Here is a 20,758-nt window from a genome sequence, read left to right on the forward strand (position 1 = left end):
ACGCATGTACAAGATCTACGGCATACGGCATCACGGGCCGGGCTCCACCCGGAGCCTTTTACAGGCTTTGGAAGCCCAGCAGCCCGACTGTCTGTTGATTGAAGCGCCGGAAGACGCCAGCTCTGCATTGGAGTACATGTTGCACCCCGGGCTGCACCCACCGGTCGCGATTCTCATTTATGATGACAAAGACCTGCGGCACGCCTCTTACTTGCCCTTCGCGGAGTTTTCACCCGAATGGCAGGCGGCGCAGTTTGGTCTGGCACAAGGGCTGGATGTGCGGTTTATGGACCTGCCTATGAGCATGCAGTTTCAGCTGGGAGAGGAGGAGGAGCAGTTGTCGCTGTCTTTGCCAGATGCCGTCCGGGAAGCGCCCGAAGTACGCGACCCCATGGGCTACATGGCCCGCCTGGCGGGCTACCGGGACAGCGAGCGCTGGTGGGAAGCCACCTTCGAACAGCCCGAGCATGATATCGATATTTTCGCAACCATAATTAGCCTGAACACGGCCCTGCGCGATGAACTCGGGCGGTCAGAGCGCCCCCTCAACCGTTTGCGGGAAGCCTACATGCGCAAGCAGCTGCGCAAAGCCATCAAAGACGGATTCAAGAATATCGCTGTGGTTTGCGGTGCCTGGCACACCCCTGCGCTGCACTACCTCGACCGCTTCAAGCAAAAAGACGATAATACGCTGCTCAAAGGGCGCAAAAAGCGTAAAACCACTGCCACATGGATTCCCTGGTCGTATCAGCGGCTGGCGTTTCAAAGCGGGTATATGGCCGGTGTGGTTTCTCCGGCTTACTACGAGCTGCTCTTCAGCAAGCGGGAGGAGACCGTACAGTATTGGATGGCGCGGGTAGCCGGTTTGCTAAGAGGCGAGGGCTTTGATGCAAGTGCCGCGCAGGCTGTCGATGCTGCCCGGCTTTCCCAAACCCTTGCAGGCATGCGCGGACAACCGGTAGCAGGCATTGATGCCATGAAAGAAGCCGCCCTGGCGGTCTTCGCGCAAGGGAGCCCGGAGCCTTTGGAGCTTATCGAACAGGAACTTATCATCGGGCAACAGGTGGGGGAAGTGCCGGACAGCATCCCGCAAATTCCCCTGCAGCAGGACATGGAAGCCCGGATTCGCTCCGCCCGCCTGACCAAGCTATACAAGTCAGGTGCACCTGAAGATAAAGCCCTTGATTTGCGCAAAGATACCCACCTGGATGCCAGCCACCTGCTGCATCAGCTGCGGATTTTGGACGTACCCTGGGGGCGTGTTCAGGAGCAGCCGGACGGCAAGCTGGGCAGCTTCAGTGAGTACTGGCACCTGCACTGGCAACCCGAGTATGTTATCCGGCTTATACAGGCGGGCATGTGGGGCAATACCGTGGAAGCAGCGGCTAATAACTACCTCCTGAAAAAAGCACAGGAAGCTCATAAACTTGATGAATTGGTTGCCTTGGCTCGTGAGGCACTGTTAGCCGGGGTCACCGCTGCCTTCAATCCCCTGGTGCGGCAACTGGAAGACGCTGCAGCGGTCACTCAGGATGTGTATGCCCTTATGCAGGCCTTGCCCGTATTGGCCGACATTCAGCGCTACGGCGATACCCGGCAGACGGATACGGAGGCGGTGGAAGCTCTCATCCGGCATATGGTACCCCGTATTGCCATTGGACTACCAGCAGCGGTGCTGAACATTGAGGAAGAAGTGGCCAGAGACTGGCTACGCCAACTGGTGCAGAGCAACCGCGCCATCAGCCTGCTGAATGAGCCGGCATTTCACAAAGAGTGGAACCGGTCGCTTGCGCAAATCACGAATGCTGTACCGGCACACCCACTGCTCCGGGGGCTCTGTACCCGTACTTTGTTTGATAAATCAGTCTTGTCAGACGAGGCGGCGGCGACACAAATGCGCTATGCCCTTTCCTCCGCTGCTGAAGCAGAACAGAGTGCTTTGTGGCTCGAAGGCTTCCTCTACGGGAGTGGGCTGTTACTGATCCACATTCCAGCGCTTTGGCAAATTCTGGACGAATGGATTGCGGAACTGCCGCAGATTGTATTCGAGGAGACCCTTCCTTTGCTGCGCCGTTCTTTTGCCAATTTCTCCCCTCCGGAGCGGGAAAAAATGCTGAGCCTTTCCAAAACCGGTGCGCCTAAGCCTGAAGCGGAGGGGGGAGCATTGCCAAAAGCCGCTTTTGATCAAAAGCGTGCCAAAGTTGTCCTGCCCACCCTCAAGCTGCTGCTGGGTCTGGACTAATGCCGCGCGTTGTGAATTAAAGGAACCTTAACCTCCACTTCATCTTCAGTTAAGGCCAAAAGAAGACATTTGCTATTGTAAATGTTGATTTCTTGCTGTCAAGACATCTTAATAAGATGCTAATCTTTCCTGCAATTTAAAGTCGCTTTTTGAAGCCAGGTTCGTGCCGCCCGGCACCTACCTGGTTATTTTTTGCAGGAGCAAAACGAAAACGAAGAATATCCTATACTGTAGCCCTTTAATTCTTTGGCTGTGCTGTTCCTAAGCACAGCCTTTTTTACATCATCCAGAGGACTCTGCCCAGTAATACTGCCGCAAAGACAATCAGTGCAATACCGGAGATGCGACGTAGCCAGAGTAGATGGATTGGACGGAGCACCCGTCGTATGCGCTTAGCCAGCAGGACTTTCAGCAGGTCCGTGATGATGATGGTACCCAGTATGCCCCCGAAGAAATAACGGGCCTCCATAAGTTCCATTTCTCCATCAACCACCACAGTAGAGGCGACGCCTATCCAAAAGAAAAAAGTGAAGGGGTTAATGGTATTGATGAGGAAGCCTTTGAGCCAAAGCCCGGAATAGGAGGACGTGCGCACCGTCTCCTTCGACCATTCCGGGAGTTCGTGAGCTTTCGGTACCGTAAGCAGTGCCCCCAGCCCGAATGCAGAAAGGGTAATGCTGCCGCCAATGCCCAGGTATAAGCCAAAGTTGGGCCCCTCCACCACCTGACTGATGTAAGCCAGCCCGAAGTACACGGCCGCGATGAACAGAAAGTCGCTCACCCAAATGCCCAGTCCTACGGTAGCCCCCGCCCGGAATCCCTCTTCCACGCCCGCCTGAATGATGGCGAAGAAGATAGGCCCAATGAGCATGGCGAGGATCAAGCCAATTTTGACCCCCTCAAAAATGAGGTTCATATTGATTAGGGTTTGGTCAAAGGCCTGGTGCGACCAGGCCGAATTACTTGCTAGGTTTTGGCCCCTTAAGCTCTTACTAATGCTGCACTTAAAATAATCAGGCATTTGCGGATTAATCCACTAGGTGCTGCTCAGTATGCTGGCATTCATGTGTTCTTCGATCGCCTCTGCGTCTACAGGGATGTGGCCACAGAGGTCTACTGGCCCGTCATCCGTAACCAGGATGTCATTCTCAAGACGGATGCCCAGCCCTTCTTCACGTATGTAAATTGCAGGCTCGCAGGTGAAGACCATACCTGCCTGTATGGGATCGTAGCGGTTGGAGAGGTCATGCACATCCAGCCCAAGGTGGTGGGAGGTGCCGTGCATGAAGAACTTTTTGTAAGCCGGGGATTTTTCGTCCTGATTTTTGATATCCGTTTTGTCAAGTAGTCCCAGTTGGAGCAGCTCGCTTTCCACCATTTTGCCCACTTCCTTGTGGTAATCTTCCAGCATAGTACCGGGCAGGAGCATTTGCTGAGCGCCTCTCATGCACCGGAGTACAGCATCGTACACCTTGCGCTGCCGGTCTGTAAAGCGCCCGCTAACAGGTATAGTACGGCTCAGATCGGCAGCGTAGTTGGCATATTCTGCTCCGAAATCCAGGAGCAGCAGGTCGCCGTCCATACAGCGCTGATTGTTTTGGACGTAGTGGAGCACGCAGGTGTTTTTGCCACTGGCTATAATCGGCTCATAAGCGTGGCCCCGGGCACCGTTGCGGATAAACTCCGCGATGATTTCCGCTTCCACTTCGTATTCCATTACACCGGGGCGGACAAAGTCCAGCACCTTCTCAAAGGCTTTACCTGTGATATTCACCGCGTGACGGATAAGCCCGACCTCCGTAGTAGATTTGATCATCGCCTGCTTCTTGAGCAAAGGCTGCGCCCGGTGAAATTTATGTAAGGGGTAGCGTTCCTGTAGCAAACGAGCAAAGCGCATGTCCTGTGTTACGACCCCGGAGGCGAAGCGGTCGTGCTCATTAAGGTTGAGGTATACCCGTTTGGACAGCAAAATGAGCTCATGAAGGATGTTATCCATCTCATCGGCCCAGTAAATCTTCTCAATGCCGGAAATCTCCCGGGCTTGTTCCTTGGTCAGCTTATCGCCTTCCCAGATCGCGGTGCGCTCGTCGGTACGGCGGATGAAAGCCACCTCCTGAAAGCCTTCCTTGATACAATCGGGGAAGAGGACAATCACCGTGTCCTCCTGATCCAGGCCACTGAGGTAGAACAGGCCGCTGTTTTGCCGGAAGGGGAAAAAGGTGTCCCCACTTCTGGGCATCAGATCGTTGGACTGGAAAATAGCGATGGAGTCCGGCTGCATCTTACGCATGAACCGCTGCCGGTTGTACCGGAAAAGGTCGGACTTTATGGCTTCGTAACGCATATTTTGTTGCTTTTGGTCATAAGCAGGTTTAGTTTCCTACGGGATAAGCCCTGCGGGAAGCAGCTGCCAAGTTGCAAAAATTGCAGCAAGAACAAAAGCCAGAAAGGCAGTTTGGAATGATTTTACGGTTACGCGCCTTTAGAGTTTGGCGTCTACTTCCGCCAGTTCGTCCTCATCATAAGTGCCAAACCAGCGGTGGAGCTGCCCCTTAGCTTTTTCCTTGACCTCCTGATTGACATAAGCAGCGATAGTCACGAGGCCGAAAGCGAGCACCCCGATATCATCGGTATAGCCAATGATAGGCGTGAGGTCGGGCACGGCATCGATGGGCGAAAGGAAGTAGCCCAGGGTGCCAAGCACGATGTTTTTTGCCCAGTAAGGTGTATCCTTGCGGCGGTAGGCGTAGAAAAGGAGCAGCGCAGAGTAGACCGTTTTTAGGCCTGCCTGACGGGCGTAGTCCCGGAGTTTATTCCAGAAACGGTTCTCAGAGAACTTATTGATGTAAGACCGAAATGGATTTTCCATAGCTTCAAAAATTACTTGTTGGCGAGCTGCCCGCAGGCAGCGTCGATGTCTTTGCCCCGGCTGCGCCGTACGGTGACCATAATGCCCTGATCGCGGAGGTGGCGTGCGAAGTCATCAATCCGGTGCTCGGTGGACTTACGGAACGGCGCTCCGTCAATTGGGTTGTATTCGATAATGTTGACCCTTACGGGAAAGTCTTTACAGAGGCGGGCCAGCCGGTCGGCATCTTCCAGGGTGTCGTTGAAATCCTGAAAGGTGATGTATTCATAGCTGATGCGGTTGCGCGTCTGCTGATAGTAATACTGCAAAGCCTCCATGAGCGTCTCCAGATTGTTCTGCTCATTGATCGGCATAATTTCGTTGCGTTTGGTATCGTCGGCAGCGTGGAGGGAAAGGGCGAGGTTGACCTTTACGGCATCCTCTGCCAGCCGCTTGATCATCTTGGCAATGCCTGCGGTGCTGATGGTGATGCGGCGGGGCGACATATTGAGCCCGTCCTCGTTGGTGATGCGGTCTATGCTTTCCAGCACATTTTTGTAGGCCAGCAGCGGCTCGCCCATACCCATGTACACGATATTGGTGAGCGGGTGCCCGAAGTGGGCCTCGCACTGCTGATTGACCATCACTACCTGATCGTAGATTTCGGCGGCATCAAGGTTGCGCAGGCGCTTCATACGGCCAGTAGCACAGAAGGTACAGGAAAGGCTGCAGCCCACCTGAGAAGATACGCAAACGGTATAGCGGTTGTCGGCCGGCACCGGAATGAGCACCGATTCAATCAGGTGCCCGTCGTGCAGGCGGAAGCGCGACTTGATGGTGCCGTCCTGACTATGTTGTACCTCATCCGTCATAATGGCATTAATGGCAAATCGGGCTTCCAGCTTTTCCCGCAGGCCCTTCGATAGGTTGGTCATTTCTGTGAACGTGCGGGCGCCCTTTTTCCACAGCCATTCGTGTACCTGTTTGGCACGGAATTTCTTCTCGTCCATACCCAGAAAGACCTCCTGAAGTTCCTTTAGGCTCAATTGCCGTATATCAGCTTTATCGGTATCTGTTACAGTCATGATATTCTGCTTCGCATTTCGTGTCCCGTCAAATTGCCCGGCACTTCTTTTCCAGCCAGGCCTGCTCTTCACTATTGAGCAGTGGAGACAATTCCTTCAACACCCGAGCATGATATTCGTTGAGCCATTGCCGCTCTTCTGCACTCAGCAGGGGCAACAAAATCAGGTCGGTGGCAATAGGGGATAGGGTCTGAGGCTCAAAGGTATAGAACTTTCCGGTGTCCGTTTCCATCTTTTCTACGCAGAGGTCCAGATTCTCGATACGGATGCCGTATCCATCTGCTTTATAGAAGCCCGGTTCATTGGAGGTCAGCATGCCAGGTATGATCGGGGTTTGCCCTCGGCTGGTCCGTGGGTTGGGGGTGATGCCCTGCGGCCCTTCATGTACATTGAGGAAATGCCCGACGCCATGCCCGGTGCCATGCCCATAGTTGAGCCCAACGGACCAGAGGTGCTGCCGGGCGAGTATGTCCAGCTGCACACCGGTGGTGCCTTCTGGGAAAATGGCACTGGACAAGCCGATATGCCCTTTGAGTACCCGGGTGTAGTGGTCTTTAACCTCCTCGCTTACGGGCCCGAGGGCAACGGTACGGGTAATGTCAGTGGTGCCGTCTTGGTATTGTCCACCGGAGTCGAGCAGGAGTAAGCCTTCCGGGCGTATCCTTGCAGCGGTATCGGCTTCTGCCCCGTAATGCACTATGGCACCGTTGCCGGCATACCCCACAATTGCCGGGAAGCTTTCGCCAAAATAGCCTTCCTGCTCAGCCCGGAAGCCCGCCAGCTTTTCACCCACTTCAAATTCGGTAGGGGCTGCCCCTTGGGCCAAGGCATTTTCCAGCCAGCGGTAAAGGCGGAGCAGGGCCACACCGTCTTTGCGCATGGCAAGCTTTAAATTTTCTTTTTCCACGGTATTGCGCACCGCTTTGAGAGGGGCAATGAGATTTGAGGTTTTTACCCACCGGCCGGCCTCCAGCAGTTCGTAGAGAAAAACGCTTAGGGCTTCCGGCTGATAACCAATCCTTTGGTTGGAGCCTGCCTGTCGCAAGGCTTCTGCTATGCCAGCGTAGGGGGGGACGGAAATGCCGTCCTGCTCCAGGCTTTGCTTCAGGCTGTCAGGGACTTTAGCCGAGTCAATAAACCACTGCGCACTTTCCGGCCCAAGGAGAAGGTAGCTGATGGCCACCGGATTGCACTCTACGTCGTTGCCGCGTATATTGAGCAGCCAGGCAATCTCGTCCAGTGCGGTAATCAGGTAATAAGAATCACCCTTCATTTTGCTGCGGACGGCAGTGAGTTTATCGGTGCGGCTCTGCCCGGCGTAGGCTTGCTCCAGCTCAAAAACCTCCTCACCGGGCAGGGGCGGGCGGTCCGCCCACAAGTCGTCAATAAGGTAATTACTGAAGCTTAGCTCAATGTTCTTTTCGGCAAGCTTCCGGCGGGCGGATCGTGCCTGGCTAACCGTAAACAACCGGGCATCGCAGCCCACCGTAGCACCAGAAGGCAAATGCTCACAGAGCCACTCCAGGTGCTCCGCGGTGTAGGGTACCGTTAGCTTTTGAAGTTCAAATTCTGAGCCGGCAAGTTGGGCTTCCGCCTGAATGAAATAGCGGGAGTCGGTCCACAAATGGGCAGTGGAAGCGGTGACGACTGCTGTGCCGGCCGAGCCTGTAAATCCGGTAAGCCAGCGGCGAGCCTGCCAATGGTCAGCAACATACTCGCTTTGGTGCGGGTCCTGACTTGGAATGATGTAGGCGTCCAGCCCGTTTTCTTTCATAGCCTGCCGCAGCCCGCCCAGTACAGGGGCTTTAGAAGAATTCGATGTTTTTTTTGGCATATTTTTTGATAAATATTAAAATTCCCTTGATATTTGAAGTGTATAGCGCGTACAACACTTTACCCCTCGTTCCGTTTTTCTGATTTGCAAAAGATAAGAAAATTCAGTAAATAGAATCTGTTTGTTGAAGTAGCCAGTAACCTATTTATCGCAAGCAAACTTCTACCATGAGGTTTGCCGCGTAAGTGAACCACTCAGCACAAAGCTTGCTTTTAAGCAAAAGGGGCGCAACAAACAGTCAACCTAAAATCAGTCCCCATGCTGAAACAGAGTCTAAGCCAGAAAATGCTACAGAAGCTGTCGCCGCAGCAGATTCAGCTTATGAAGCTGCTGCAAATACCGACGGCTACCCTGGAACAACGCATTAAGGAGGAGTTGGAAGCGAACCCGGCTTTGGAGGAAGGCGAGGAACGCGATGAGATCGTAGACCTGGCCGAGGAGCAGGGGAACGATGATTTTGATGACGAGCCTTACGAGCTGGACGATTACCTCAACGAATACATTGAGGACGATCCCACCACCTACAAAACACAAACCCATAACTACAGCGCTGACGAAGAAGATAAAACGGTACCTATTGCAGTGGAGCATTCTTTCCATGAGTACCTGGAGGAGCAGGTCGGCCTTATGCAACTGGAAGATGAGCGCAAGGAAGCTATTGCGCTTCAGATCGTAGGGAGTATTGATGAAGATGGCTACCTGCGCCGGGAGCCGGATTCCATCATTGATGATTTGATGTTTGCCCAAAATATTTTCGCTGACGAAGCCGAAATCCTTGAACTGCTCAAGCAGATTCAGCGGTTCGAGCCGCCGGGTATTGGCGCACGGGACTTACAGGAATGCCTGCTCATACAGCTGGAAATCAAGGCTGAACAGGATGACGAGGAGGATTTCCTCGACTTTGAGGAGCGGGAAGACCTCGACCTGGCCATTAAGGTCATCCGCGATTACTTTGACGAATTTACCAAAAAGCATTATGATAAACTCCTTCGCCGACTGGACATTACGAACGATGACCTGAAGGCTGCCATTGATGAGATCATCAAGCTCAACCCTAAGCCAGCCAGTGGCTTTTCCAGTGGCGGCAACAGCCGGGCTAATCAATATGTCGTGCCGGACTTCATCATCCAAAACCGCGATGGAGAGCTGGAACTGACCCTCAACTCCCGGAATGCGCCCGACCTGTGCGTGAGCGATCAGTATCAGGACATGCTGCGGTCCTATAAAAAGAAAACGGCAGGCCGGCGGAACAATAAGCAGGAGCGGGAGGCCATTATGTTTATCAAGCAAAAGATTGACTCTGCCCGGTGGTTTATTGATGCGATTCGGCAGCGGCAGGATACAATGTACCGGACCATGTACGCCATATTGCAGTACCAGTATGACTTCTTCCTGACCGGTGACTCCACCAAGCTTAAGCCGATGATCCTCAAGGATATCGCGGACATTACCGGGCTGGATATTTCCACTATCTCCCGGGTGGCGAATAGTAAATTTGTGCAGACAGAGTTTGGTACCAAGCGGCTAAAAGAGTTTTTCTCAGAATCCATGTCGAAGGATGACGGGGAGGAGGTTTCCACCCTGGAGGTTAAGCAAATTTTGGAAGACATCATTGGGCAGGAGAACAAGAAAAAGCCGCTTTCCGACCAAAAGCTGCAAAAGGCGCTGGCCGACAAGGGCTATCAAATCGCCCGCCGGACCGTTGCCAAATACCGGGAGCAGCTCAATATTCCGGTGGCTCGCCTTAGGAAAGAGTTGTAGAGCGCATCAGCCCCGCTAATCCAGCAGTTTCAAGATGTCCATCCCAAGTTGTGTCGCTTCGGCCCCGGCTTGGGCAGTCAGGACAACCACCCCGATCTGCTCATCTTTTACAAAGCCCGCAAAGGCGCTGTAGCCTGCAGTACCCCCGTTCATCCATACCGCCAGCCTGGGCTGCGGTTCTGGCAGGTAAGATACAAGCCATCCGTAGGCTGCCTGTGTGCTGTATTCCAAGGTGGGGAAGCTGACGTCGGCCCGCGCCTGTTGGGCTTCAAGTATGGTGTTTTCCCATGCCTTATCCGGATTTAGATAAGTTTTGAGCATATTGGCTAAGTCGGCAGTTGTCGATTTGAGCCCCGCTGCGGGCGCCAGTGTCTTAAAATGCCAGCTGTCGGTGCGTCGCCCACGGTTGGTATGCCCTTCTGCCAGGCGGGTACGCTGTTCAGCACTAATGTCCACTTTGGTGTCCTGCAGTCCAAGAGGCCGTATGATGTGCTGGTGCAGCAAATCCTCATACCGCTGATTGATAGCGCTTTCCATGGTCATGCCAAGCAATGCGATCCCGGCATTAGAAAAGTGATAGCTATGCCCTGGTTCTGACTTAAAAGGTGCTTCCCCTAATTGCTGCAGCAACTCCGCATTGCTAAGCCTGGTATTGGGTCCGGTTAGAAAGGCAGCCTTGCCGATGGGGTGCCAGTCGTACAGGCCGAGGCCGGAATTCGGCAAACCCGAAACGTGGCTGGCTAAGTCGCAGCCGGTGATGCACACGGATGCCCGGGAGCGGTCATTGGAACAGCTCATGATACGGCGCACCGGATTGCCCGGGAGCACCACTTCCGCACAGCGTTGAGGCTGAAATCTGGGCGGAGATAAGCTATCGGGCAGGTAGGCGTTGATTTCCCGTTCTGGATTGAACAAGTCTTCATCAGCAAGCCGCAGCATGAGGGTAGTGGTAAAAACACTGCTCAGTGCGCCAATCTCGTACAGCGTGTGCTCATCGGGCGTGGAACGGTCAGCCTTTGAAAGTTGCCCGAAGTGGTGGTAAGCCACCTGGCCGTCCTTAATAATCGCAATAGAAACTGCCGAGGGGCGCTGCGCATCGGCAAATTCCTGCAGCCGCTCATTTAGCGGTTGGGCAGCAAGGCCGGGTAACAATAAAAGCGCAGCGGTTAGGGACAGGAGCATCTTTTTCATGGCAGTAAGTTTTTGGTAGACCAGCAGAGATGCTTCATGTTTCAGCTAGGGCGGCACAGAATGAAGGGATTCGGGTTTTCGGCCGGGTATTGTGGTGAAATAGGTTAAGTTTGGCATAATTTGATTTAATTTGGTTATTTCAAAATTAAGGCCTTTGCAGGCTGCTTCGGGTTGAGAATCCGCAAGGCAAAACGCTGATTTTTATCAATATGCTCAGAAGGTTAAACTTTAATCGATTTAATATTTACCAGGTACCCTCCTCCTTTTTGAGCCTGAGGGTGGCGGTCATCCTGCTCGTAGCCGAGCTGCTGATTAGCCAGATTGGGTTTATGGTGCTGGAGTCCTACTCTTTTTCTGAAGCTTTCTACATGACAGTCATTACCATCTCTACGGTGGGTTTTACGGAGGTGCAGCCGCTCAGCCCGGTCGGGCGGTTTTTTACCTCCGGGCTGATCATTACAAATATTGGTATTTTCGCCTATGTCCTGGCGGTGTTTTCCTACTATGTAATCCAGGGTGAAATTTTCAAAAACATGCACTTTAACCTCATTAGCGCATCTATTGATAAGCTGTCCGGCCATGTTATCCTGTGTGGATATGGCAAGTACGGGCGTGAGATCGCCTTGCATTTCCACAAGCACGATGTAGACTTTGTGGTCATTGAGAATGACCCCCACAAGATCGAGGAACTGCAAAAGAGCGAAGACCGCATTCTTTACCTCGAAGATGATGCCACCCACGATGAAGTGCTGGTAAAAGCCGGCATCTCCCGGGCGAGCGCGCTGATTTCTTCCCTGCCTGATGACTCCGACAACGTCTTCGCCGTACTCACCGCACGGCAACTCAACCCCCGACTGACCATCATCAGCCGGTCCAAGGACTTCCGGTCCCAGAAAAAGCTGCTGATGGCGGGCGCGAATCATGTAGTCATGCCAGAGCAGATAGGTGGTTTCTATATGGCCACTCTGTTCAGTAAGCCCGGTGCCGTGGAGTTCTTTTCCTACATCACCAATGAGTACCAATCCGATATCGGCTTTGAGGAAGTGACCTACGCCGACCTGCCTGCCGAATGTCAGGGCCGGTCGCTCCGGGAGCTGCATATCCGTCAGGAGACGGGCAGCAATATCATTGGCTACAAAGCGCCAGACGGGCACTACGAGGTCAACCCCTCTCCGGATACCATCCTGGAAAAAGGGGCGAGCTTTATTGTGTTGGGCAACAGCCGGCAACTACAGCGCCTGCGGGATTATTTGGAGCATTATTCAGAGACGCACTAATCATCACCGCCTCCTTCAATCAGGCGGAGCTTGCGGAAAGGCAATAATTTCTTTAAATTGGAATAATTTTTCCAGAAAAAATATTCCAGATGGACTCGGTGGCATTTGGCGAATTCATTAGAAAAAAGCGAATAGAGCTTGGCTTGCCTATACGGGAAGTGGCCGGGCAAGTCGGCTTAGATCAATCACTCCTCAGCAAAATTGAAAGAAATAAGATGCAAGCTCCGGCGAGGATCATCCGGGCGTTGGGACTTTGCCTTGGCGTGGACTTCAAAACACTTCAAAAACGGTATTGGAGTGAACGGATCTATCAGGAAATCAGGAATGAGGCGTACGGGGCTGAGGCCTTGGAGTTAGCACTTCGGAGGCTGGAAAAACCTGGCTCTGGTACAGACGCTGAAACCAAGAAGGCACAACTGCTCACCAAGATCAGAAACTATCTGGATAGCCAACCGATAGAAAAGGTGTGGTTGTTCGGTTCGTTTGCGAGAGATGAAGCCGGCTTAGACAGTGATATAGACTTACTTGTCCGGTTTGAGGACGGCCATCGTATTGACTTATTCGATTACATCGGGATCAAGCAAAACCTCGAAGATTTGACAGGCCGGACAATTGACTTGGTAGAGGAGGGGCAGGAGGACCCCAGAATTCAACCTGTGATCGCCAAAGAAAAAAAGCTAATTTATGTACGTCAGTCCGTCCAGTAACGACCGGTTGCTACACATTTTAGAGGGAATTGACCGGATTTTCCGATTTCGGGAAACCCTGACCTACGAGGCGTTTTCGGAAAATGAAATGGCACAGTTCGCCATCATAAAAAACTTCGAAATCATTGGGGAGGCGGCCTATCGTCTTCCCGAAGAGGTAAGGGCATTAAACGAAAACATAGAATGGAGGAAAGTCATCGCTTTCAGGCACATCTTAGTGCACGACTACTATAAGGTGAATACCAGGATTGTATGGAATGCGATTGAAAACAAGCTGCCTGAAATGAAGCTGGAGATAGCGCAAATGCTGGAAGAAGAATGATGCCCGGGTAATTATTTGAATTGTAATACCCGGGCAACACGCTCAGCACTGACGTTAGGAAACCACCTCTACTCATTCCGCCGCCCAAAGATGGCACCAATCTTCACATCTACGCCCTGATCAGCCAGCAGCTTCACATTTTTGGCACCCTCGCCGGTAGTGGTGAAGGTCGCCACAATATGCATGGAAGCCGCCGGACGGATACGGTCGAACCGGTCTTCCGGATAGTCGATGAAGGTGACTTTTTCGGCAATATTGGTGGAAATGCCGTTGTCATCGGCAGCGGCCCCCTCCATGATGAGCTGCTCGCCGGTGAAAAGCGAATCCAGCACCACGCCCTGCTCATCCAGAAAGTAACCCTGAATGGAGACATTGAGCGGGAGCTCGTTTTGCGTTACCATCTTGAACTCGGCTTTGTACACTTCCTGCCCCAATTCTCCCAAAGAAAGGTCAATGGTGTCCTGCGATAGGAAGTCCACGGCACTACCATACAGCGGCAGGTCCACCTCCACGTCTACCTGATAGTAGCTGCTATCGGTCAGAAACCCGCGGATGTTCCGGTTGCTGTCGGGGTGGGTAATGGCGTCCACATCGTAGTCGATCGCCAGAGGGCCTGCGCCCAGGATTTCGTCAATATTGGAATTGTCTTTGTTGAAAACGTAACGCTCCACGTAAGTCTCGCCCACTTCGTCAAGCCCGGGGTAGACGAAGTCGATGCCGTTGTCAATGAGTTCGCCCTCCAGTGGCAGGGTCTCGCCCCGCACGGTGAAAACGTTGAACAAATTGACCCTGGAACGAGTGGGGATGCCAAATGAGTTTTCCACCCTGAAAGTAACGGTAGGGTCGGCAAAGTAGATATCGCCCTTCACCCAGTCATCAAAAAAGTCGATGATTATGGTATCTCGGCCACCGGCTTGCACTTCGGTTCCAAAGTAGCCCTCCATGTAAGAAAAGGCTAGATCGGAAAGGTTGATCCCCCCAAAGGCGATGGTGTCTTCCTGCCCGCCTTCCCGGATGAGCTCGTACTCCACGTAGATGGAGTCGGTGCCCTGAGCAGTGATGATTTCGGTGCCGGCCAGGTTGAAGGGGTTGAAAACGTTGGTATAGGGCGAAAGCGTGCCTTCTCCATCGTAGCCTGCTGCTGAGCCGGTGAGTTGCAAAGGCTCCCCGTCCTTGTACAAGTCCGGAAAGGTTAGGGTGACCGTGACGGGTTCCGGATGAGCATTTTGAAATGCCCAGACTAGTTGACCTTGTTTTATTTTCAGGCGGTCGAACTCTGCGCCTTCTGCAGTTTTAAGTGGCAGCCCAATTCGTTGAGCAAAAAGTGGGATTGGTTGCCCCTCCAGTGATTCATTGATGCGGGCAAAAAGGGTATCGCTGTTCTGGGCAATGATATCCCCACGGTATTCAAAATGGATGACACCCTCCTCGTCGATGTAAAGGGCCGCGAGATCGCCGGTGCTTTCCAGCGCATCCCGGATAGAAAGCCGGGAGTTGACAATGGGGAATGCATATTCGGCATCGTAGCGGGCGCCATCAATGCTGGAGAGGTCTTCGAAGTCTTGGCAGCCTGTGAAGAAAAAAGCCACAGCAAGCAGGGTGAAAAAGGTCGATTTTTGGGTCATACAAGCAATATGTTGGTACGAAACAAAGCAGAATTTTGCTTTGCCTGTCTATGAACAGGAAATGATGCTGATTTATTTTGTGGGTGTCTTTTCAGCAAGCGGGGATAGTGGTTGATCAAAGTTAATCAAAGGTGCAGATGTTGCGGGCGTTCAGGTACAAATGAGAATGTCTCCCGGCAATCAATTTGCTAAATAGGGGCGCGGGTGGGTCATCATTTGCAAATGCGGGGCTAATTTACGTATCTTCCGAGCAGTAACAAAATCGCATGGCATGCAGGAAAAGGAAGCCCCGGCGGCACTGTCTTCCATCGTTGGCCAGGCCCGGCAGTTTGTGCTTCGGCTGTACAGCCAAAAGCAGGATGCCCGGCTATTGCTCCATAACTATAGCCTGGGGGCTGCCCTGTCTGAGGCAGTGGTGGAAATCGGTCAGGCAGAAAGCGCTTCGCCAGCTGCCATTGAATCTGCAGTGCTGGCCGCCTGGTTTTTGCCCACTGGCTGGCTGTTTGATGCGAATGCCCCGGCGAATTACAGCCCCAAGGTTGCTCAGCAGTTTTTTCAAAAAGCAGGCACAGCCTCTGAGGCACAACAATCCGTAGTGATGGCCATTCAGCAGGTGCTGGCAGGGACTATGCCAACCACTACCACAGGCAGGCTGTTGAGTGATGCCTACGCCTACGTAGTTTACCTGAGCGAAGGCGAGGACCGTCTGATCGCGCTGCGCATAGAGCAGGAAATGCTCTCCGGGCAGAACCACACGAAAACAACCTGGTCGAGAGAAGTGTTGGAGCATCTCCTCCGCGTCAAGTGGCATACTCACCACGGACAGGCCCATCTACAGCCCCTTTTGGCGAAAGCCATACACGAACAGCGCGCAGAGGTGGAAAAGCGCATTGAAAAAGAAGAAGTGCAGCAGGGGCGTTTCACCAATCTCGAAAAGAAAGACCCGGTACGTGGCGCTCAGACTTTTTTCCGCACCAACTACCGCAACCATATCAACCTCAGCGCCATCGCCGACAACAAAGCCAACATCATGATCAGTGTGAATGCCATTCTGGTATCGGTGCTGATCACCTTTTTGTCTTACCGGAATATTGGGGAAAACTCTCCTCAAATCCTACTGCCTGTAGTGGTTTTTCTGGTCACTGGCATGTCCTCCCTGATTTTCGCGGTGCTTTCTGCCCGCCCCAAAGTAACCCGTCTCAACCCTCAGCAGGCCGACCCGCAGACCGCTAAGCAAAATTTGGTCTTCTTTGGCAACTTCGTACAGCTCGACCTCGAGGATTACGAGGCGGCTATGGATGAGCTATTCCAGGATGGGGAATTACTCTATGGGAACATGGTGCGTGACCTTTACTTCCTGGGCAAAGTTCTGGACAAAAAGTACCGCTATCTCTCGATCTCCTATACTGTGTTTATGGTTGGCTTTATCGCTACGGTGGTTAGCTTTTTGGTGATGTTGCTGGTTTAAACCTATTAGCCATTCTCAAAGCCATGCGGCCTCAATTTTCGGGTATACCCGCAGTAAATAGTCGGATGGAGATCGTAAATGTACGTGGGGTGGACTATAAGCTGATTTGTTAGCTATTAGCCAAGTCAGGGGTCAGATGCTTTAAAGTTTAAACTTTATCTTTGTGGTCTTGGACCGGTACAAACAGGCAACAGCTCCGATCATTTAGCTCACAAACAGGTCAGTCAGATGGATAAATTCGCGGTAGGAAAAAGAATAGGGATACTCATTTTTTGCACCTTATTTTGCTGGGGAGTAGCCGGTGCCCAAAGCAAGATTGAGGTGAGGGGTACTGTATTGGAGAAAGCTACGAATCAGCCCATTGAGTTCGCTACTGTGATGCTTCAGGACCAACAAAGCAAAGCCGCACTGAGCGGGGCCACTACCGGTGCTGATGGTGCCTTCCTGCTGTCGGCAGAGGCAACGGACTTCACCGTGAAGGTCAGCTTTATTGGCTATGCTGCCCGGGAGTTTGCAGACCTTGCGCCGCAGAACGGGCAGGTGGACCTGGGTAACATCTACCTTTCTGCCGAAGGGCAAACCCTGGATGAGGTACTGGTGCGTGCGGAGCGTTCCCAAACAGAATTCAAGCTCGACAAGCGTGTGTTTAATGTCGGCAAAGACCTCAGCAGTACGGGAGCGAGTGCGCTGGAAGTACTGAATAACGTGCCTTCTGTGAATGTCAGCATAGAAGGGGAGGTTAGCCTGCGGGGTAGTGCCGGGGTGCAGATCCTCATCAATGGCAAGCCTTCTGTGCTCGCCAGTGAGCAGGGCAATGCGCTGGGTACGCTTACGGCCGAAATGATTGAAAGCATAGAGGTGATCACGAACCCATCGGCTAAGTACGAAGCGGAAGGTACCTCAGGCATCATTAATATCATTCTCAAAAAAGATGAACGCAAAGGCCTCAATGGTTCCGTAACCGTCAACACCGGTACCCCCCACAACCACAGCGTGGGGCTGAGCCTCAACCGCCGTACGGAAAAGTTCAACCTGTTTAGCCAGTTGGGGGTGGGCTACCGGGAGCTGCCCAGAGACCGTGAGGTCATTAACCGCGACCTCGTGAGCGGGACAGAGGTGCGCAGCGAAGGCCGGGAATACCGCAATGAGCAGTTCTACAACGTCATCCTCGGGACGGACTACCACATCAACGACCTGAATGTGATTACCCTGTCTGGCAATTTTGCCTATGAAATTGAAGATCAGCCCTCCCGCACCGATTTCCGGTTTTTTGATGAAAACGGCTTATTGGCCAATGAGTGGTACCGGGAGGAAGTGACAGAAGCGACCAACCCCAAGTGGAACTACGAGTTGCAGTACAAAAAAGACTTTGAAGACAACGAAGACCATGTGCTGCTTTTCAGTGCTATGGGTAATTTCTTTGGTAAAGATCAGTCCTCCGAATTTACCAATACCTCCCTTCTTGACGGGGAAGCCTTTGGCGATCAGCTCACCCGTACCAATTTTCAGGAAGCCGAGTACACCTTTAAGCTGGACTACACCAAGCCCTTTTCCGATAAGCTGACCCTGGAGACGGGGGCTATGTATGTGGTCAATGATGTGAGCAACGATTTTGCGGTGAGTAACCTGGAGGGGGGCAGCTTTGTAGTGGATTCCAGCCTTACCAACATCTTTGAGTACAGTCAGGACGTACTGGGCGTGTACACAACCGGGGCCTACGAAGGCGAACAGTGGGGCATCAAGCTGGGCATGCGTGTGGAGCATACCGATCTGAAAACGCTGCTAGCCACCACCGGCGAGTCCAACAATCAGAATTTTGCCAACCTTTTCCCTTCCCTGCACACTTCTTACAAACTCAGCGACCGGGTATCCGTTCAGGCGGGCTACTCCCGGCGGATTTTCCGGCCAAGACTGTGGGACCTCAACCCCTTTTTCAATATCCGCAACAACTTCAGTGTCCGTACCGGCAATCCTAATCTGCTGCCGGAGTACACCGATTCCTATGAGGTGTCGAGCATCTATCTTCTGGGGCCATTGTCCATGAACTTTAGCGTGTACTACCGGTACACCGAAGCAGTGGTGGAGCGCATCTCCGTCTTTGAGAACAACGTCAACATCACCATGCCCATGAATATCGGTACCAACCGCACTACCGGGCTTGAGTTCAATGCCAAGTACAGCCCGAAGCCCTGGCTGACACTCAACGGCGACTTCAACTACAACTACTTCAACCGGCAGGGTGAGCTGGAAGCTACCTCCTTCGACTTTACGGGCGATCAGTGGTCCGGCAAGCTGACCACTAAGTTTAAACTGCCTGCTCATATTGACTTTGAAGTGACGGGTCAGTACGAATCAAGGGTGCAAACGGTCCAAAGCCTGGTTTCCGAAAACTATTTCCTGGATCTGGGGCTGCGCAAAAAACTGATGAAGGGCAGGGGCGTGATCAACCTGAGCGTACGCGATGTTTTCGCCACACGGATCCGGGAAAGTGTCGTGCAGCAGCCTGCATTCTACCTGTATAGCTTCGGACAGCGCGGGCGGTTCATCACGCTCGGCTTCAGCTACGGCTTTGGCAAAGGAGAGGCGATGGAGTTTTCGGGCCAGAAGCGGTTTTAAGGTAAGATGCCCGGTAAATGTGAGAGATGCATGCAGCAATGTGTGCTGGATTATTACCTGAAACTTCCTTATCTTACGAGGTACATTATTAAAATACTTGTATGGCTGAAACTGCTGTAGCAATACCGCGTACCCTCGAAGAACGACTGTCCTATGGAGAAACCATGATTGTGGAAGCAAGCTGGGATACCTTTCTCGATTTATTAGAAACAGGAAACTATCCAGTGCAGTACGACGAGGGTCAAATTCTCTCTTTTATGGGTTATGGAACGGAAGACCATGAGGTGTTGGTAGGTGAAATTATCCGACTTCTGGGAAATCTTTTGAGATCAAAAAACTACCGTATCTCAGGCAGTAATCTTGCTATTTCACTACCAGGACCGGGAAAGCAATACTTTAATGCTGATTGCGCTGTTTTAAAGAGGAAATCAGAATATATTCCACTCCGGGGCGAAATGAAAGCCACCGCTAATCCGGTTATCCTGGTGGAAGTGCTATCCAAAACCACTCGGAACTTTGACCTTGGGCAAAAATTTCAGCGTTACAAAACCATACCCTCCCTTCAACAGGTGCTTTATATTGATAGCCAGTCGCCATTGGTGATCAGCTACCGCCGGAAGGATCAGGAGGGCACCTGGCTGATCGAGGAATTTACCGGGCTGGAAGGAGAAGTACCGGTGCTGGAAGAAGGGACGTTCAGTTTGAAGGCGCTGTACGAACCGCTGGAGCTGTAAACCCCCACCATATACCGAACATCTAGCGTGCTGGCCTGTCTCAATCAGCAGGGCTCAACTGATCACTACACCAGGTAGCGGCAATAAAAACAGCACACTGATGTCACACCAACACCACCATTCCGGCAGAAACCTCAGGCTCGCCTTTTGGCTTAACCTGTTCTTCACGATCTTCGAATTCATAGGAGGGCTCTATGTCAACAGCGTAGCCATTATCTCCGATGCTATCCACGACTTGGGAGACAGCCTGTCGCTGGGGCTTTCGTGGTACCTTGACCGTAAGTCGAAGCAGGGCGCGAACAGTACTTTTTCTTTCGGGTATGCCCGGTTTTCATTGCTTGGCGCGCTCATCAACTCCCTGGTCCTCATTGCGGGGTCCGTATTTGTCATCCGGGAAGCGGTGCAGCGCTTGTTTGAGCCCGAAATGTCCGATGCTACAGGGATGCTCGTCTTTGCCCTGATCGGCGTGGCGGTGAATGGTTATGCTGCCTGGAAACTCAGTAGCGGTAAATCAATGAATGAGCGCGTGGTGTCCTGGCATTTGCTGGAAGATGTACTGGGCTGGGTCGCCGTTTTGGTCGTCGCCATTATCCTGCAATTTTATCAAACGCCCTATCTGGACCCGGCATTATCATTGTTCATCACCGCCTATATTCTTTGGAATGTCATCCGACGCCTGCGTGAAACCCTAATGTTGTTTTTGCAAGGCGCGCCCAAAGACGTCAACCTGCAGTCGCTTCAGGATAAACTGTTGTCCATCCCTAATGTCGCTTCCCTGCATCATACCCATATCTGGTCGCTCGACGGGGAGCAGCACGTATTTACCACCCACGTCAAACTGGAGGAAATCCAGGGGCTGGCCACGCTGCTCCATATCAAGCAGCAGATGAAAGCGGCTTTGAAACCCTACGGCTTTGCACACTACACCATTGAAGTGGAGCTGAGTGCGGAGGATTGCGGGTTGGGAGAATATTAGGATGGTTTTCCGAAGAGGTGTTTTCAAGGGAGTTGAAAAGTTTGACTTTTTGCATTGAACTCGTCCAAAAAG

16 protein-coding genes are annotated in these 20,758 nt (G+C 52.5%); 9 read left to right on the forward strand and 7 right to left on the reverse strand.

Annotation, left to right across the window (positions count from 1 at the left end; all coding sequences use genetic code 11):
• Nucleotides 1-4 precede the first annotated feature (4 nt).
• Entirely contained in the window at nucleotides 5-2,242 is a 2,238-nt protein-coding gene (locus tag MRY86_RS18830; protein ID WP_293569537.1) for a DUF5682 family protein, read from the forward strand.
• Between the two features lie 277 nt (nucleotides 2,243-2,519).
• Here the strand turns inward: MRY86_RS18830 and MRY86_RS18835 are convergent, their stop codons facing one another.
• The 5 genes from MRY86_RS18835 to MRY86_RS18855 form a co-directional block, all read right to left on the reverse strand.
• Nucleotides 2,520-3,158: a LysE family transporter gene (locus MRY86_RS18835; RefSeq protein WP_293569539.1), complete on the reverse strand. Its 639-nt coding sequence runs from the start codon at nucleotides 3,156-3,158 to the stop codon at nucleotides 2,520-2,522.
• Between the two features lie 120 nt (nucleotides 3,159-3,278).
• A complete protein-coding gene (locus tag MRY86_RS18840; protein WP_293569541.1) occupies nucleotides 3,279-4,586 on the reverse strand; it encodes an aminopeptidase P N-terminal domain-containing protein in 1,308 nt (435 codons plus the stop codon).
• 138 nt (nucleotides 4,587-4,724) lie between these two features.
• Entirely contained in the window at nucleotides 4,725-5,111 is a 387-nt protein-coding gene (locus MRY86_RS18845) for a YkvA family protein (RefSeq protein WP_293569542.1), read from the reverse strand.
• 11 nt (nucleotides 5,112-5,122) lie between these two features.
• Complete coding sequence (rlmN, locus tag MRY86_RS18850; protein ID WP_293569543.1) at nucleotides 5,123-6,175, reverse strand: 23S rRNA (adenine(2503)-C(2))-methyltransferase RlmN; 1,053 nt, start codon at nucleotides 6,173-6,175, stop codon at nucleotides 5,123-5,125.
• Between the two features lie 28 nt (nucleotides 6,176-6,203).
• Nucleotides 6,204-8,009 (reverse strand): aminopeptidase P family protein, encoded by a 1,806-nt coding sequence (locus tag MRY86_RS18855; protein ID WP_293569544.1) that lies wholly within the window; start codon nucleotides 8,007-8,009, stop codon nucleotides 6,204-6,206.
• Nucleotides 8,010-8,267: 258 nt separating this feature from the next.
• On the opposite strand from MRY86_RS18855, the gene rpoN reads away from it, so the two are divergent.
• Entirely contained in the window at nucleotides 8,268-9,770 is a 1,503-nt protein-coding gene (rpoN, locus tag MRY86_RS18860) for an RNA polymerase factor sigma-54 (protein WP_293569545.1), read from the forward strand.
• Nucleotides 9,771-9,785: 15 nt separating this feature from the next.
• Here rpoN and MRY86_RS18865 read toward each other — a convergent pair whose 3' ends face one another.
• On the reverse strand, nucleotides 9,786-10,961 hold the full coding sequence (locus MRY86_RS18865; RefSeq protein WP_293569546.1) for a serine hydrolase domain-containing protein: 1,176 nt from the start codon (nucleotides 10,959-10,961) through the stop codon (nucleotides 9,786-9,788).
• Between the two features lie 209 nt (nucleotides 10,962-11,170).
• Here MRY86_RS18865 and MRY86_RS18870 point away from each other — a divergent pair, with 209 nt between their 5' ends.
• The 3 genes from MRY86_RS18870 to MRY86_RS18880 all read left to right on the forward strand — a co-directional run bounded on the left by MRY86_RS18870 (nucleotide 11,171) and on the right by MRY86_RS18880 (nucleotide 13,267).
• Nucleotides 11,171-12,238 carry a TrkA family potassium uptake protein gene (locus MRY86_RS18870; protein WP_293569547.1) on the forward strand — a complete coding sequence of 356 codons (1,068 nt, stop codon included), beginning with the start codon at nucleotides 11,171-11,173 and terminating at the stop codon, nucleotides 12,236-12,238.
• A gap of 89 nt (nucleotides 12,239-12,327) precedes the next feature.
• Nucleotides 12,328-12,945, forward strand: coding sequence for a nucleotidyltransferase domain-containing protein (locus MRY86_RS18875; protein WP_293569548.1), 618 nt, complete (start codon nucleotides 12,328-12,330; stop codon nucleotides 12,943-12,945).
• Nucleotides 12,923-13,267 (forward strand): HepT-like ribonuclease domain-containing protein, encoded by a 345-nt coding sequence (locus tag MRY86_RS18880; protein ID WP_293569549.1) that lies wholly within the window; start codon nucleotides 12,923-12,925, stop codon nucleotides 13,265-13,267. Before MRY86_RS18875 ends, MRY86_RS18880 begins: the two co-directional genes overlap by 23 nt.
• A 68-nt stretch (nucleotides 13,268-13,335) precedes the next feature.
• Here the strand turns inward: MRY86_RS18880 and MRY86_RS18885 are convergent, their stop codons facing one another.
• Nucleotides 13,336-14,892 (reverse strand): hypothetical protein, encoded by a 1,557-nt coding sequence (locus MRY86_RS18885; RefSeq protein ID WP_293569550.1) that lies wholly within the window; start codon nucleotides 14,890-14,892, stop codon nucleotides 13,336-13,338.
• A gap of 271 nt (nucleotides 14,893-15,163) precedes the next feature.
• Between MRY86_RS18885 and MRY86_RS18890 the strand changes: the two genes are divergently transcribed.
• The 4 genes from MRY86_RS18890 to MRY86_RS18905 all read left to right on the forward strand — a co-directional run bounded on the left by MRY86_RS18890 (nucleotide 15,164) and on the right by MRY86_RS18905 (nucleotide 20,686).
• Nucleotides 15,164-16,360 (forward strand): Pycsar system effector family protein, encoded by a 1,197-nt coding sequence (locus tag MRY86_RS18890; RefSeq protein WP_293569551.1) that lies wholly within the window; start codon nucleotides 15,164-15,166, stop codon nucleotides 16,358-16,360.
• Nucleotides 16,361-16,588: 228 nt separating this feature from the next.
• Complete coding sequence (locus MRY86_RS18895) at nucleotides 16,589-18,976, forward strand: TonB-dependent receptor (protein WP_293569552.1); 2,388 nt, start codon at nucleotides 16,589-16,591, stop codon at nucleotides 18,974-18,976.
• Nucleotides 18,977-19,077: 101 nt separating this feature from the next.
• On the forward strand, nucleotides 19,078-19,710 hold the full coding sequence (locus tag MRY86_RS18900; protein WP_293569553.1) for a Uma2 family endonuclease: 633 nt from the start codon (nucleotides 19,078-19,080) through the stop codon (nucleotides 19,708-19,710).
• 100 nt (nucleotides 19,711-19,810) lie between these two features.
• Complete coding sequence (locus MRY86_RS18905) at nucleotides 19,811-20,686, forward strand: cation diffusion facilitator family transporter (protein WP_293569554.1); 876 nt, start codon at nucleotides 19,811-19,813, stop codon at nucleotides 20,684-20,686.
• Nucleotides 20,687-20,758: the final 72 nt, after the last annotated feature.

Source organism: Phaeodactylibacter sp. (assembly GCF_022763345.1).
In the GTDB taxonomy this organism is placed as follows: Bacteria; Bacteroidota; Bacteroidia; order Chitinophagales; family Saprospiraceae; genus Phaeodactylibacter.

Bases quoted from the DNA above. Each gene is read 5' to 3' on its own strand.
- MRY86_RS18835 (WP_293569539.1), bottom strand. From the start codon at position 3,158: ATGAACCTCATTTTTGAGGGGGTCAAAATTGGCTTGATCCTCGCCATG.
- MRY86_RS18905 (WP_293569554.1), top strand. From the start codon at position 19,811: ATGTCACACCAACACCACCATTCCGGCAGAAACCTCAGGCTCGCCTTT.
- MRY86_RS18855 (WP_293569544.1), bottom strand. From the start codon at position 8,009: ATGCCAAAAAAAACATCGAATTCTTCTAAAGCCCCTGTACTGGGCGGG.
- MRY86_RS18900 (WP_293569553.1), top strand. From the start codon at position 19,078: ATGGCTGAAACTGCTGTAGCAATACCGCGTACCCTCGAAGAACGACTG.
- MRY86_RS18890 (WP_293569551.1), top strand. From the start codon at position 15,164: ATGCAGGAAAAGGAAGCCCCGGCGGCACTGTCTTCCATCGTTGGCCAG.
- rpoN (WP_293569545.1), top strand. From the start codon at position 8,268: ATGCTGAAACAGAGTCTAAGCCAGAAAATGCTACAGAAGCTGTCGCCG.
- MRY86_RS18865 (WP_293569546.1), bottom strand. From the start codon at position 10,961: ATGAAAAAGATGCTCCTGTCCCTAACCGCTGCGCTTTTATTGTTACCC.
- MRY86_RS18845 (WP_293569542.1), bottom strand. From the start codon at position 5,111: ATGGAAAATCCATTTCGGTCTTACATCAATAAGTTCTCTGAGAACCGT.
- rlmN (WP_293569543.1), bottom strand. From the start codon at position 6,175: ATGACTGTAACAGATACCGATAAAGCTGATATACGGCAATTGAGCCTA.
- MRY86_RS18830 (WP_293569537.1), top strand. From the start codon at position 5: ATGTACAAGATCTACGGCATACGGCATCACGGGCCGGGCTCCACCCGG.
- MRY86_RS18880 (WP_293569549.1), top strand. From the start codon at position 12,923: ATGTACGTCAGTCCGTCCAGTAACGACCGGTTGCTACACATTTTAGAG.
- MRY86_RS18870 (WP_293569547.1), top strand. From the start codon at position 11,171: ATGCTCAGAAGGTTAAACTTTAATCGATTTAATATTTACCAGGTACCC.
- MRY86_RS18875 (WP_293569548.1), top strand. From the start codon at position 12,328: ATGGACTCGGTGGCATTTGGCGAATTCATTAGAAAAAAGCGAATAGAG.
- MRY86_RS18895 (WP_293569552.1), top strand. From the start codon at position 16,589: ATGGATAAATTCGCGGTAGGAAAAAGAATAGGGATACTCATTTTTTGC.
- MRY86_RS18885 (WP_293569550.1), bottom strand. From the start codon at position 14,892: ATGACCCAAAAATCGACCTTTTTCACCCTGCTTGCTGTGGCTTTTTTC.
- MRY86_RS18840 (WP_293569541.1), bottom strand. From the start codon at position 4,586: ATGCGTTACGAAGCCATAAAGTCCGACCTTTTCCGGTACAACCGGCAG.